Raw genomic sequence first — 228 nt, 5'->3', positions numbered from 1 at the left:
CCCTGATGCCCTGCGTGGCAGCCTAAGCCGAGATCGGCGTCGGCATGCTGAACGATACGCAAACCGTATTGACCCCCAATCCCTACGCGCCGTGGATTGAAAACTATGGCGCTCCGCTATACCTGAGCGGCGTGCAGGCTACGCTGACGCTGTTTGAAAACCTGGCCCCCCAGCGCGGCGGCGCCAGCCGCTTTGATGCGCTGGCGGGAATATTCGCCACCGCGACAC

1 pseudogene is annotated in these 228 nt (G+C 63.2%); it reads left to right on the top strand.

Annotation, left to right across the window (positions count from 1 at the left end):
* Positions 1-44: 44 nt before the first annotated feature.
* Positions 45-228 (top strand): annotated as a pseudogene (locus tag QCD69_RS22675) (thiaminase II); the annotation flags it as partial.

The organism is Erwinia sp. PsM31 (assembly GCF_030433775.1).
In the GTDB taxonomy this organism is placed as follows: Bacteria; Pseudomonadota; Gammaproteobacteria; order Enterobacterales; family Enterobacteriaceae; genus Erwinia; species Erwinia aeris.
Note: the sequence above shows the minus strand (reverse complement) of the source record. Positions and strands in the feature narration are given on the sequence as shown.